The following is a 13,867-nucleotide window of genomic DNA, read 5'->3' on the forward strand; positions in this document are numbered from 1 at the left end:
ACCTGATGAACCTCCGCTATAATCGCTGGAAGGTCGTCTTTGCGGAACAGCGCGCTCATGGGTTTGACGTCTGGCAGGAGCCCCTGACGTTCCTGCGGCTACCAAAGATCATCGACCTTTACACCGATCCGTTCGAACGGGCGGAGCACGAGTCAATCGGGTACTCAAGATGGCGGCTCGACCGGACCTATCTCTTGGTCCCTGCTCAGGCGTTTGTTGCGCAATTCTTGTCAACATTCGAGAATTATCCGCCCCGACAAAAGCCTGCGAGTTTCTCGATCGACCAAGTGCTGGAGAGCTTGCAAAGGAACCAGGGCGGCTGAAGCAATTAGTCTTTGAACAAATTTCTAAGAGTGACCGCATCTTGCGGTCGCTTTGTTTGGATCCAAAGCAACCGGCAGTTCTATTCGCAAAGCCGCAATGGGCGTTGCAAATCTAGCTGCAGCGTGACTAAACGGCCGCTTAAATTTCTGCGGCGTGGCTAGCAATTTTGGCGTTCGCGTTGCTGCAGGTGCGAGCATCGGTACCGAAGTACTTCCGGACTGGGCTCGATACGGTCATTCGCCGTTGTCCGCTCGAACGTCCGCTTCTGCGCCAACGGTCAGCCACTTCATCAATGCCAACAAACAGTCGTCAGCCCCCTGGCTAGTCGTCAGCGGTCCAGACCTACGGACGCCACCAGAGCCAGTTAGCGATCTCGTCAGCGGTTCTGTCAGCACCAGTGAACGGCCTCTCCAGCGGTCAGAAATGCCCGTCGCAGAGCTTAGCGAATGCCCCCGAAACCGCCCCAGTTCCGGCCACCGATTGGAAAAGCTCTTAGGTTTCATCGGACGGCAAGGATTCCTACCACCCCAGCCACCTTTATCCATTAAGTACATGTTTTTAATTTACTAAGTTACTTGTCGAGTTTTTCATTCCCACCAATATTCCCACCAGCGCCGTTGTTTCCGAGATTTGGCTTCTATCGATTGAACAATCGACTCTCGCCGATTCAAGATGGCCGTAGGGCGGGTCTAACAATAGGCCATGAAGGCACTAGACCGCGTAGATAGCCAAATTCTTACATGGTCGAAATTAGGAGTTTGTAAATTTGGACGTCCGCTATCCGCTCCTAAGCTGTCACCTGACCAAAAGACTCAGATGACTGCTTTGAGCCCAAACTCTCGAATGCTGCGCTGAAAAACCAATGTCCGCTTATCGGTCGTGCTGGCAGAGGTCACAAAATAGCCTCTGCCTTGTTGGTTCATTTGTTGAAGAACTCTGCCACAGCATCTGTCGATGCCTTCACGGCTTCAGGCTTGTAGTAGAAGTCGACATGGTAGAACTCGTCGAACGCAAGTTCCTCGTGCTCATTCGTCAGTTTTTCGACAAACTGGGTAGAACAGGGCGCGGTGAAGGCCGTGCTGCTGTAGATGGTCAGAGACGGCTGCACGATCTTGTCTGCGTAAGCTTCACCAATGGAAATCAGCGACTGCATGCCCTGATCACCGATATGCATGTTAGTGTAGTATGGTACTGCCACCGGCCCTTTGGCTCCGTCACGACCGTATCCCGTTCGCGAAGACGTGGGCGAAAAGTATGCCTGAACCCAATGTATTTGAGCCGGTACAGGTCCTGGGGCATTCCAATTCCCTAGAGCGCCGCGTCGTGTAACGCTTGATCAAGACTCGTTGTGACTTGGTCCACGTCCTCCATCGACAGACAAAGCGGCGGCACCATGCGCAGGCATTGCTGGAATGGTCCGGATTTCGACAGGATAATCCCTTGCGCGCGGCAGGCCTCAAAAACCTCTGTCGTCATGGCCTTATCGGGCGATTTGCTCTCGCGGTCAGTTACAAATTCCAACGCCAGCATCAAACCGTGCCCCCGCACGTCGCCGATGGCCATGTGCTTGTCTTTGAGATCGTTTAGACGCTCCAGCAGCTTTGCGCCAACTGTCTTGGCGTTCTCCTGCAAGCCCTCGTCGCGCATGACGGCGAGGACTGCACGCGCGGCGGCGGCAGAGGTTGGATTTGCTCCATAGGTGTGGAACATGAACTTCTCGGCCATGGGCTCGGCGATATGTTTCTTGGCGACGACAGCGCCGATGGGAAAGCCATTGCCCAGGCCTTTAGCCATAACAATGATGTCGGGGACGACATCGTCCGCCTCAAATCCCCAGAAGTGATCGCCGGTACGACCGAAACCGGATTGCACCTCATCCGCGATATAAAGCCCTCCGGCGGCGCGCACCCGCTCTGCTGCACCAGACATATAGCCCGGCGGCATCTGATGAATGCCTCCATATCCCTGCACACTTTCGACCAAAATCCCGGCCACGCTACCGGAAGTGGCGGCGTTTATGGTGTGGGTGATCTCATCGAGATAAGGCGCAGTGCCTGGGCCAAAGATACCGCGATACTGGTTCGGATCTGCGACAAAGGCGACATTTCCGGGCATGCCCGGGTGCCGCCATCCAGAGATACCCGTGACTGACTGAGCAGCGGCAGTTGGTCCATGGTAAGCTGTGCGCAGGGCAAGCAGATCAAGATTACCGGTGAAGGTCCGCGCCATTGTCATGGCCAGGTCAATGGCTTCTGACCCCGAATTGGTTAGATGCACCACCCACTCGTGACCTTTTGGCATTGTGGCCGCGAGTTCCTCTGCCAAATGCGCAGGTGTCGGGTGATAGAACATTGTCGTACAATGGGTGAGCTCCTGCGCCTGCTCCATCGCCGCCGCGACGACCCGGGGATGCGAATGGCCGACAGAGATACAGACATTCATTCCTAGAAGGTCCGTGTATTTCCGCCCGTCCGTATCCCACAGATACTGACCTTGCCCCTTCTGAAACACGATTGGGTCCCGGAACGGTGTGAAACGGGTCAGTGAGGCCGCGTAATATTGGTCACGCCGTGCGGCGGTGCTGTCAAAGTTCCAATCGGTGTGTAGGGGATGTTCGATCATTTCGCGGCTCCGGCTTTCAAGCGAGTGTTGTCAGGATCGTACGGTGGGCGAGGCAGAATGTTGGCTCGCCTATGCTGCCCAAGTATGGAAACGGTCAGGTTTTCGCGCGCGTCCTGTTCGCGCAGGTAGGCCAGTGCGAGCACCTTGCCGGTGCGATGGCCATAGGCACCGGAGGTAACGATACCGACAGCATTCCCGCTTTGCCAAATCGTGTGGGCATAGAACGGGTCCACTTCGCCTGCTTCAATCTCCAGCAGGACCATGTCCCAGCCGGTTTCGCAAGCCAGCACGTCGCGCAGGTCTTTGCGCACGAAGGATGTCAGTCCAGCCTCCAGCGGGCTGCGCTCCGTGGTCAGGTCACTGCCCCAACCGCGATAGCCTTTTTCCAACCGCATCGAGTTGGCGGCATAGGCGCCATAGAAGCCAAGGCCATGGGGTTTGGCGGTCTCTTCCAATTTAGTGAAAAGCGCAACGGCCTGATCGCGCGCGACATGCAGCTCCCATCCACATTCCCCAACGTAGGAGACCCGCAGGGCGCGTACTGGGAAGCCCGCAACCTCGGATTCCTGCACAGTGAGCCAGGGCGTGACGGTGAGTTCGTACAGCACCTCGGGTGATTTTGGGCCCATGACGCCGATCACCGCCAGTTCTTCGCAGCGGTTTGTGACGGTGACGTCGAACGCCGCTGCAGCCTTGGTCAACTGGTCGAGGTCGATTTCCTCGGCCGCGGCCGCGGAGGTCAGGTAGGCGTGATCCTCGGCCAACCGCGTGACGGTGAACTCCGACAAGACCCCACCTGCCGGTGTCAGCACATGTGTCAGGCCGATGCGCCCTGGTTCTGGCGCGCGGTTGGCCCCGAGCGTCTCAAGGAATGCCGCCACATCCGGGCCAGTGACGTCGAATTTGGAGAACACCGAAAGATCGGCCATCGCCACGCGGTTGGTGGCCGCGTCGACTTCAGCGGCCACGGCATGGAACCAATTGGCACGGCGGAACGTCTCCTCAGGTTCTGCACCGGGTGTGTCGGTGAACCAGTTGGGCCGCTCCCAACCATGTGCCGCGCCCATGACCGCGCCGCGTTCGACCATCAGGTCATGCAGCGGAGAGAGGCGCAAGTTACGTCCTGCGGGGCGCTCCTCGTGCGGGTAATGCACCCCGAATTGAAGGCCGAAGCATTCGATGGCTTTAGCAACGCGGTAACCGCGATCTGCCCAGGACCCGAAGCGACGGCTGTCTACCGCCAGCGCGTCCATGGGTGGGGCACCATGTGTCATCCAATGGGCCAGGAACCAGCCTGCGCCACCGCCCTCCATCACGCCCATGGACGAGCCGGTCAGCAGCCAGGCATTCTGCAGCCCATGAGCAGGTCCAATAAGCGGATTGGCATCCGGGGTAAATGTGATTGGTCCGTTGATCACGGATTTGACGCCGCCCGTTTCCAGCGCCGGGATGCGCGCCATGGCCGCCTCGATAATGTGCTCGACCCTGTCTAGGTCGGGCGGCATCAGGTCCGCGCCAAACTCGGGCGGGACGCCATCCACGGACCAGACCTGCGCCTCTTTCTCATACGGTCCAAGTATCAGCCCATCGCGTTCTTGCCGGACGTACCAGCTTTCTTCGGGGTCGCGGATGATCGGTAGTTCGGGCAGCCCCTGCGCAACCCGGTCTGCCACCACCTGCACTGTATCGGTCACCAGATATTGGTGGAGCACCGGGACCGATGGGATGTTCAGCCCCATCATAAGGCCAATTTCCCAACCCCAAGTGCCAGCGGCGTTGACCACATGGGTCGAGGTGATCTCACCCTTGGGCGTGGCGATCAGCCAGTGATCGCCCTCGCGCCGGATCGCGGTTACTGGGCAGTTGCGCCAGATGTGTGCGCCACCTTTGCGCGCGACCTCCGCCATGGCTTGGGTGGCCAATGTCGGGTCCACGTGGCCATCGTCGGGCTCAAAAATGCCCCCTATCAAACCATCAAGCTGCGCCAATGGGTGCAACTCGGCGATGCGCTCCGGCGTCAGGACTTCCAGCGGATAGCCGGTGAAATCCGACAGGCCTGCAACGTGGCGAAACTCATCCATCCGGTCCGGGTTGCGCGTGATCCGCATTGCACCAGAGGTGTGAAATCCACAATCACGGCCTGTCTCTTGGGGCAGAATATCGCGATAGAGCCGCACGGACGTGGCGCGCAATTCTTGAATTGTCGGATTATGTGCGAAATGGGTGCAAAGCCCCGCAGCGTGCCAGGTCGAGCCATGGGTGAGGTCGTTCTTCTCGACCAGCACCACATCAGACCAACCCTCTTTGACCAAATGATACATCAGCGAGACGCCCATCGCGCCGCCGCCGATGATGACAACCTGTGCCTTGGTCACGCTGCTCATTGTCCACGCATCCTTTCATTTTTCGGGTCAAAGGGCGGGCGTTGCAACGGGCTGGCGGCGTGGTCTTTGCCCGCGACCCTCACGGTGAAGCTACGTGCGCAGGTCTGCGCTTTCGTCTCACCCGGATCGGTGGACACCAAAGCAAAGCACAGGTTCAGCCCTGTGCGCGGCCCCCGCGCGCCGGAGGTTGTGAATCCGACATGCTGACCACATTCGAAGACTGGCTCGTCGTGCAGCATCAACGCGTCGCCTTTGACCTGCACCAGGATCAGACGCTTGCGGACGCCCTGTGCTTTCTGCTCGAGCAAGGCAGCTTTACCCGAGAAGTCCTTGCTCCAGTCGATGGTGAAGCCAAGCCCCGCTTCCAAAGGTGTGATCGTCGGACCAATGTCATGGCCCCAGTGTTTGAACCCCTTCTCTATCCGGCACCCATCGAGCGCATAGTGACCCAAAGGCGCTGCGCCTGCTGCGACGAGCGCGTCGAACACGGGTGCGGCGACAGCGTTGGGAAGCATCAACTCCCAGCCATATTCGCCGACGAAGCTGACGCGTGTGGCGCGCGCGGGTTGGCCTTCGGCAATAAACTCGCGCACCTGACCCATCGGCGCGTTTGTCCATGAGACTCCGTCGTCTAGGTGCTGTAGCGCCGCGCCACTGCCTGCGCCCATGACACCCAGTGTGCAAAACTCCTCGGTCACATCCGTCAGCGTCACGCCATCGGCCAGATTGCGTCGCAGGAACGCAAAGTCACGGGCACGGGTCGCGGCACCCGATGTGATATGGAAACGGCTCTCGGCGAGACGAGAGACGGTGATGTCCATCTCGATCCCGCCACGGTCGTTCAAGATTTGGGTGTAAACTGCTTTGCCGATAGCGACGTCCATCTGCGCGGTACAAAGCTGGTTCAGCGCGTCAAGAGCACACGGACCCGTGACATCTATCTTGGTAAAGGGGCTGAGGTCGATCAGGGCCGTGCCCTTGGCCATAGACGCGGCTTCGTTTTGGGTAATCGGCCACCATCCTTGAGCGCCAACAGAATACGCCTGCTCCTCGCCATACCAAAGCCCTCGCTCCCACCCGGCGGTTTGCCCAAACTGCGCCCCAAGGGCAGCCCATCGATCATGCAGCGCTGACTTGCGCATCCTGCGCCCGGCCTTTGGCTGTTTGTAGGGCCAATGCAGATTAAAGAGGTCCGCGACGGCCTCTTCCATCCGTACCTCCAAGTGTGCAGGCGCAGCCGTAAGTGGATCAACCCGAGCGACATCGACCTCCCACATGTTCATCGGCGGTTGGCCATCAACTATCCAATCTGCCAAGGCGCGTCCAATCCCGGCGGACGACATTATGCCCACTGAGTTCATGCCCGCAGCAACGAGTAGACCATCAACGTCGGTTTCCCCGACAAGAGGGTGTGTGTCGGCAGTAAAGCTCTCGGGGCCGTTCATGAAATGCTGTACGCCCACCTGCTCCAGCGTCGGACATAGTTCCAACGCGGCCTCCACAAAGGGCGCAAACTGGTCCCAGTCTTCAGCCATCTCAAGGAAGGGCCGATTGCCTTCCGGCCCGTAAGGGTTCCAGCATTTGGCGTGCGGTTCGAAACCTCCAATCACGAGTTTTCCAGCATCACCCTTGATATAGATACCCCGATCCAGATCGCGGATCACAGGGAAAGGGTCTGGCAGATTGGGGATCGGTTCGGTGACCACATACATGTGTTCAACCGCTTGGAGCGGCAGCGCAACGCCTGCTGTGGCGGCTAACTCCCGGGACCATGCTCCTGTGGCGATGACCACTTGATTGGCCTCCAAGGTAGTGTCGTCGGCGAGTGCGACGCCCTTTGCCCTCCCGTTTTCGGTGATCAGGCTTTTCACCTCGACGCCTTCGTGGATCGTCACACCGAGGGTCTTTGCTGCACGGGCATAGGCCATGCAGAGGTCCACAGGGTTAACATGAGCGTCTTCGGGCACATGCAACGCTCCGACATGCTCTGAAAGGTCTAGCATGGGCATGGGCACGTCACACGCGGCGATTACCGCTGGTGTCAGCCCTTGCGTCGCACCCAGGTCAGAAATCCGGTGAAGTTCATCCATTCGTGCCGGGTCGCGCGCGAGCCAGTAGCCCCCAGTGCGCCGATATCCGGTGGACATGCCGGTTTCAGCCTCCAGTGTCGGGAAAACCTCCAGTGCCGCCGAGGCAAGCGCAGTCATATTTGGTGTGGCGCGCAGCGGTCCCACGATCCCGGCCGCATGCCAAGAGGTCCCAGACGTCAGCTGGTTGCGCTCGAGCAGTGTAACTTCAGCTGCGCCACGTTTCCCAAGATGATAGGCCACGCTCAAGCCAATTGCGCCGCCGCCGATGATCAGGATACGGCTCACATTGGCCTCCGTTGACGCACGCTGAGAGGCGCCACTAGGCTGGCCGCATGAGGATACATGCTTTGTGGTGCCACCCGCGTTCGGTTTCGACTGCTTTTGAACGGATCATGCGCGAGCGCGGCGATCTGTCGGTCCTGCACGAACCGTTCATGTACCACCACTATCTGACGACCACAGACCGGCTTTTTCCGGGCTTCTCGCCTGCGCCGGGACATCCTGTCACCTATGATGAGATCCGCGCGATGATCCGCGAGACGGCGGAGAGCGCCTCGGTTTTTCTCAAGGATATGGCGTATTACGTCGCGGACCGGTTGCCGCGCGACGCAGGGTTTGCGAGCGAAATGACCCATGCCTTTCTGGTACGTGACCCCATCGAAGCTGCGCTGTCTTATGCAAAACGCGACCCCAAATTCACGCGATTGGAGTTGGGCCATGAGGCGCAATACCGACTCTACAGCGCATTGATCGAGTTGGGACATAACCCGTTGGTGATCACCGCAGATCAGTTGCGCACGTCCCCGCAGACAACGTTGCGCCGCTACTGGGCGCATGCCGGGCTTGCGTTCCTGGATCACGCGTTCACGTGGAACGACGCTGTGCCGGCCGGTTGGGATTCGGTGCAAAGCTGGCATACCGAAGTGTTGGAAAGCGGTGCGATCAAAGCGCCTAAACTCATCGACTGCCAAGCAGAACTTGATCGGCTCGGTGAACCCTATCCCGACCACGCTGCGCATCACGTGCCGTTCTATGAGCGGATGCGCGAAATTGCGGAACGCCAGGCCCATCAGAAATAGTCCTGATCGGGTTTTTCCGCTTTGCGTGCGGCGATGTAGTCCTTGAGGGCCGCGTCAATATCAGGGTCGAGACCGGGGTCCTTATACCCTTCTAGACGTTCCTTCCATATGGCGTTGGCCCGCGCTGCCGCGTCCTGTTCCCCAGCCGCATGCCATTGCTCAAACGAATTGTCATCAGGTGTCCATGGGCGGAAGAGCGCGGTCATGAAATTGGCCTGCGTATGTTCAGATCCAAGGAAATGTGCCCCAGGACCAGTGCTAGCAATTGCCTCCATCGCCTGAGCATTCTCGCTCATATCGATCCCGTCAAAAAAGCGTCCGATCTTGCCACAAAGATCATGATCAATCACAGTTTTTTCGAACGAGGTCACCAGCCCGCCTTCGAGCCAGCCGGTCGCGTGGTTGATCAAGTTGGCACCGGCAAACATCGACATCATCAAACCCCAAGCGGCCTCTTGCTGGCTTTGTGCATCGGGCAGCTTGGAAGAACTGAGCGTGCCCACGGTGTGAAAAGGCACCCCAAGCCTGCGCGCAAGTTGCCCGGCTGCCAAAACCATCAGGCCAGCCTCTGGTGTGCCAAAGGTTGGCGCGCCGGATTTCATCGACATGGTCGAGGCAAAGCTACCCATCAGACAGGGAGCGCCTGGATTCACCAATTGGGTCAGAGCCATTGCCGCCATGGTTTCGGCCAACACTTGTGCAAGCGTCCCAGCAACAGTCGCAGGCGACATCGCCCCGGTCAGCACCCAAGGTGTGCAGGCAACGGGCTGGCCCGCGCGCGCATAGGTTTTCAGCGCGCCAGACATATGGCTGTCCATCACCAAAGGCGCATTGGTGTTAGACACGCAGTATAACGCGGGCTTCTCTGAGATGTCGCCAAAGACGATCCGTGCCATGTCAATTGCATGACCCGCCCGTTCAGCGCCGATGAAGGCCCCCATAAACGCGCGGTCAGAGTGGCGGATATGAGCGTAGAGCATATCCAGATGGCGCTTGTTGGCGGGCAGATCAACAGGTTCACAAACCACACCGCCCGAATGATGCAGCCATGGCAGCGTGTGGTGTAGCTTTACCAGATTGTTGAAGTCTTCATGGCTCGCATAACGCCGACCGCGATCCAGATCATGCACGAAAGGTGGACCCCAGGACGGGCACAGGACCGTCGCATCGCCACCAAGCTGGACATTGTTTTTGGGGTTGCGGGCATGCTGTATGAACTGGCTTGGCGCGATTGCCATGATGGTCCGGCGGCAAAAGCCGGGCGCGAACCGTACCCGTGTTCCGTCAACATCGCACCCTGCATCCGCAAAAATCCGGAGGATCTCAGGATCGTCTTGAAACTCCATACCCGTCTCGGAAAGGATGGTGTCGGCATTTGCCTCAATCTGCTCAAGCCCGGCATCACTGAGGACACCGAAGGTTGAAAGCTTGCGCAAAATGAACGGCGCACGCGCTTCGGTTCGTGTGCGTTTGTTAGCTGCTTTACGGCGGCGAGAGGTACTTGTGGGAGACATGCGACTACGATGCCGCAGCGATTGACCAAACCCAAGAAAATCTAAATAGTATCAGAAATTCTTATATTAAGGATGAGACTTGCTTGATCGCTACAAAATGTCACCAAGCCTTATGCGCTCGCTTGAGGTGTTCCTCGCGGTAGCTGAAACAGGTCAAATGCGGGCTGGAGCGAGCCTGCTGGGCCTGTCACAACCCGCCGCATCTCAGCACATTTCAGCATTAGAAAAGGCGTTCGGCACGACGCTGCTGGACCGCAGCACACGACCTGCAAAACTGACATATGCTGGCGCACGACTGCACGGCAAAACACAAAAGATACTAGATGCGTTGTCGGATATGGAAACCGAGTTGCGCCATGTCGGTGGCCAGTCCCTGACGCTGCTAAGGGTGGGCATTCAAGCCTCCATTGCAACGACCCTTACGCCGCCATTGATCGATCTTGCGCAAAAAAGGTTCAAAGTCGAAGACATTACATTGCACGCCGGGCAAAGCGGCAACCATGAGCATCTCTTGCGCACCAAGCAGGCGGATCTGGCAATTACATCGAACCCTTTCTTGGACATGGACGGGCTGGAGCGGCACCACATTTTGACCGAAAAATACCTCTTGGTTCTTCCTGAAGCATACGACGGACCAACCGAAAACCTGGAGGCGATCCAGACGCGGCTGCCTCTGGTACGTTTCGGTGATACGACCAATGCAGGACGCCAGATTGCCCAGCACCTGCGCCGACTGCGGTTCGAGCCTGACAAGGTCATACAGGCAGATCGCTCCAGCATGGTGACTTCCTGCGTTTCGACAGGACAGGGGTTTAGCCTTTTGACCCCGACGCTGTTGATCGATGGTCTCGTGGAAAACATGGCTTTGCGATTGCAAGAATTGCCTGTTTCGGGTTTGTCGCGCACGTTGACGGTAGTTGCGAGGAAAGAGGAGTTGCAAGGCTTGCCAGCGGCCGTTGCGGAATTGTGCAAGCAGAGGCTCGCAGAGCAAATTACTCTCCACATGGGCAATATCGGAGTTAAAAGTGTGGAGTTCGAGCGGTCTAATATCTCAGTCTATAGTTGAATGGCGTTTAGCCAAAACATCTGACTACAGGATAAAACCCAAGAAGCGGACAATCCCTGCGCGAAGTTGGAGATCGGGTTTGTCCCGCATACCGGAAGTTGACCCAATTTTGCCGAACGTCCGGTCCTGTTGAAAGCAGACATCGTACACAGAAGGACCGATTTCGTGGACTTGAATGTCTGCTTATGCCGAAAGCGGTCGCTCCGGAATACTTGCGCAAGTTCCGCTTTGCGGACAAAGCCGCCCGATGCTGGCGCAGCGAAAATCAAATCGATTGCTCGACAGGGTCACGGTATCGCCCGCGACGGCGCAGCACGATTTCTCAATACAGGACGTTCAAATCATGCATATAGGCCAAAACTTAATCAGGCCGTTCGCTTCGCTCGGATTTAATGTCTCAAATGCGGAGCAAGCTGCCTTATGCTGCTGCGTAGACAATTGGCTTTTTGCGCCACCGTTCCTTTGAACGACAAGCACTCGCCCAGCAGAATATTTTGAGCGAGCGCAGTTTCCGTCACGTTTTTTCAGTGTTACCTTCGCAGTACTGCCCGCATTTTGGAGGAAGGGGCAAACCTTGGAACGCAGGCTTGCCGCCATATTCGCCGCAGACGTAGTCGGTTTCAGCCGTATGATGGCCGAGGATGAGGTGGGCACCTTCGAACGTTTGACCACGGTGCGCCAAGACATCCTCATCCGTTTGATAGATGAAAAGAACGGGCGGATCGTCAAGCTTATCGGCGACGGAATGCTGGCCGAATTTGCAAGCGTTGTTGATGCCGTGGAGGCTGCGATCCAGATACAGGAGGCGGTTAAGGACAGAAACGACACCATTGATCCCCACCTGCGTATCGAATTGCGGATCGGTATCAACCTGGGAGATCTGATCATCGATGGTGACGACATTTACGGAGACGGTGTTAACATTGCGGCGCGCCTGGAACCCCTAGCTACGCCCGGAGGCATCTGCATCTCGCGCGAGGTTTACGAACACACGCGCGGCAAAGTCAGTAAGCCATTTGAATCTGCGGGTGTCCACCGAGTCAAAAATATACCTGAGCCTCTCACGGTATTTCGGATGGCGGACCCGAATGGCTCGAAATACACTTCACTGTTTCGCTTCAAAGTTCGAGGCGCTGTCACGGCGATGGCCGTAATTGCGATTCTTTCAGGTGCCGCTTTTATATTGCGTGATGGCATAGTTGCCCTTTTCGGCGGCGCTGAAAGTGAAATTATCGCGGCAGAGGACGGGCTACCTTCTCTCATCGTGTTGCCCTTTGAAAACCTCGGGCTGCCAGACGCGGAACGCTACATCGCAGATGGGCTCACGGACGATCTGATTACAGATTTCTCGAAAGTCGCCGGGCTGATGGTGATCGGCAGCAACACCGCGTTTTCCTATCGGGACCGGACAATCGACAGCAGGGCCATCGGTCGCGAGTTGGGGGTGGGCTATGTTCTAGAAGGCAGCGTGCGCAGAGCGGGAACTCGGCTTTTGGTCAACGCGCGGCTGACAGATGTGAGCAGCGGGCAGACAGTATGGGCCGAGCGGTTGGAGCGAGACGAAGCCGATATTTTCTCCATGGAATCTGGCCTGATAAACGAGATCATTGATCAACTTGGTGTGGATGTGAGTGTGTCCGAAAAGGAGCGGATCGAACGCCTACCTACAACGGATCTGGAAGCATATGACTTCTTTCTCAGAGCCGAAGAAGCCGCTCGCAGCGGCTTTCGGCCCGGGCTGCGCGAAGCGTTGAGCCTCTATTCGGACGCAACCGCAATCGACCCGACTTTTGCGAGGGCATTCGCGGCACAGGCCCGCACCGAGGCATTGATCATGCGCCGTAACTATGACGATGTGCTGCCCTTTCCGGTCGCCCGGAAACGCGCCTACGAACATGCCGGTCGTGCCTTAGAAATTGATCCCGATGCGGCGATGCCTTTTGCCGTATTAAGCGAGTTGCAGACTGTGGATCGAAGGTATGAGGAAGCGATGCGCTCGGCGCAGCTTTCTGTCGAGAAGGCCCCCGGTGAAGCATCTGCCTATCTTGCGCTGAGCTTTGCGCAGACATTCTACGGCCGACATGAAGAGGCGATCGAGAATTTCGAAACGGCTCTGCGTCTCAACCCACTATTGCCGGGCTATGCACGTCAGATCGCAAGCTTGTCCTATATTCTGACAGGGCGTCCCCAACGTGCCGTCGAAATCCTTGAGGAGATAAAAGGCAATTCTCAAGGTATTGAGGACTACTTTAACATCCTCGCGGCCGCCTATGGAGAGGCTGGCCATACGCAAAAGGCGCAAGCAACTGCAGACGAGGTGGCCGAATTTGCTCCGCATACTTCGGCGCAACTCTACAAGGTCTTGTTTGCGCATTTTCGGAAGCAGGAAGAACTCGATCGGATCATTGATGCGATGTTGACCGCGGGCGTGCAGGAATGGCCCTTCGACTTTCAACCTGGCGCGCGCGAAAAGCTATCTGCCGACGCGGTTACCGCTCTGATCGACGGCAACGTATGGCAGGGAAACTTCGAAGGCCGCGGACCCGGCTTGATGCAGATTTCAGAGAACGGAAGTATGGCCCTGCGCGCATCCACATTGTTTGTCACTGGATCGGCATTTGTGAAAGATGACACATTGTGCTTACAACAACCCGGTCTTTCGCTTGGTCGCCCGGCTTGTGGCATGGTCTACAAAAATGCGGAAGAAGAGATCGGGGCGAGCGCGCCTTACAGCTACATCAACCCGCATATTCTGTTTCACTTTAGCCCTGGCGGATGACCATCATCC

At 57.5% G+C, this 13,867-nt stretch carries 8 protein-coding genes and 1 pseudogene; 4 read left to right on the plus strand and 5 right to left on the minus strand.

Annotation, left to right across the window (positions count from 1 at the left end; translation table 11 throughout):
* Positions 1 to 323 (plus strand): annotated as a pseudogene (locus GS630_RS11800) (arylsulfatase); the annotation flags it as partial.
* Positions 324 to 1,243: 920 nt separating this feature from the next.
* Here the strand turns inward: GS630_RS11800 and GS630_RS11805 are convergent.
* The 4 genes from GS630_RS11805 to GS630_RS11820 all read right to left on the minus strand — a co-directional run bounded on the left by GS630_RS11805 (position 1,244) and on the right by GS630_RS11820 (position 7,705).
* A complete protein-coding gene (locus GS630_RS11805; protein ID WP_216599794.1) occupies positions 1,244 to 1,477 on the minus strand; it encodes a hypothetical protein in 234 nt (77 codons plus the stop codon).
* Positions 1,478 to 1,632: 155 nt separating this feature from the next.
* Positions 1,633 to 2,946, minus strand: coding sequence for an aspartate aminotransferase family protein (locus GS630_RS11810; RefSeq protein ID WP_171620496.1), 1,314 nt, complete (start codon positions 2,944 to 2,946; stop codon positions 1,633 to 1,635).
* Complete coding sequence (locus GS630_RS11815; RefSeq protein ID WP_216599795.1) at positions 2,943 to 5,330, minus strand: FAD-dependent oxidoreductase; 2,388 nt, start codon at positions 5,328 to 5,330, stop codon at positions 2,943 to 2,945. The genes GS630_RS11810 and GS630_RS11815 overlap by 4 nt, the downstream gene beginning before the upstream one ends.
* Positions 5,327 to 7,705, minus strand: coding sequence for an FAD-dependent oxidoreductase (locus tag GS630_RS11820; protein ID WP_171620497.1), 2,379 nt, complete (start codon positions 7,703 to 7,705; stop codon positions 5,327 to 5,329). Before GS630_RS11820 ends, GS630_RS11815 begins: the two co-directional genes overlap by 4 nt.
* Positions 7,706 to 7,752: 47 nt before the next feature.
* On the opposite strand from GS630_RS11820, the gene GS630_RS11825 reads away from it, so the two are divergent.
* Entirely contained in the window at positions 7,753 to 8,499 is a 747-nt protein-coding gene (locus tag GS630_RS11825; protein ID WP_171620498.1) for a hypothetical protein, read from the plus strand.
* On the opposite strand, the gene GS630_RS11830 is transcribed toward GS630_RS11825, so the two are convergent.
* On the minus strand, positions 8,490 to 10,013 hold the full coding sequence (locus tag GS630_RS11830; RefSeq protein WP_171620500.1) for a trimethylamine methyltransferase family protein: 1,524 nt from the start codon (positions 10,011 to 10,013) through the stop codon (positions 8,490 to 8,492). The genes GS630_RS11825 and GS630_RS11830 overlap by 10 nt on opposite strands.
* 79 nt (positions 10,014 to 10,092) lie before the next feature.
* Here GS630_RS11830 and GS630_RS11835 point away from each other — a divergent pair, with 79 nt between their 5' ends.
* Together GS630_RS11835 and GS630_RS11840 are read left to right on the plus strand one after the other, a co-directional pair.
* Positions 10,093 to 11,079: a LysR family transcriptional regulator gene (locus GS630_RS11835; RefSeq protein ID WP_253285899.1), complete on the plus strand. Its 987-nt coding sequence runs from the start codon at positions 10,093 to 10,095 to the stop codon at positions 11,077 to 11,079.
* Between the two features lie 574 nt (positions 11,080 to 11,653).
* A complete protein-coding gene (locus tag GS630_RS11840) occupies positions 11,654 to 13,858 on the plus strand; it encodes an adenylate/guanylate cyclase domain-containing protein (RefSeq protein ID WP_171620502.1) in 2,205 nt (734 codons plus the stop codon).
* Positions 13,859 to 13,867: the final 9 nt, after the last annotated feature.

The organism is Ruegeria sp. HKCCD7303, from assembly GCF_013111185.1.
Classification (GTDB): domain Bacteria; phylum Pseudomonadota; class Alphaproteobacteria; order Rhodobacterales; family Rhodobacteraceae; genus Ruegeria.

What these genes read in the sequence shown, in the direction of transcription:
- GS630_RS11810 (WP_171620496.1), bottom strand. Translation starts at nt 2,946, where the DNA reads ATGATCGAACATCCCCTACACACCGATTGGAACTTTGACAGCACCGCC.
- GS630_RS11815 (WP_216599795.1), bottom strand. Translation starts at nt 5,330, where the DNA reads ATGAGCAGCGTGACCAAGGCACAGGTTGTCATCATCGGCGGCGGCGCG.
- GS630_RS11805 (WP_216599794.1), bottom strand. Translation starts at nt 1,477, where the DNA reads ATGCAGTCGCTGATTTCCATTGGTGAAGCTTACGCAGACAAGATCGTG.
- GS630_RS11830 (WP_171620500.1), bottom strand. Translation starts at nt 10,013, where the DNA reads ATGTCTCCCACAAGTACCTCTCGCCGCCGTAAAGCAGCTAACAAACGC.
- GS630_RS11825 (WP_171620498.1), top strand. Translation starts at nt 7,753, where the DNA reads ATGAGGATACATGCTTTGTGGTGCCACCCGCGTTCGGTTTCGACTGCT.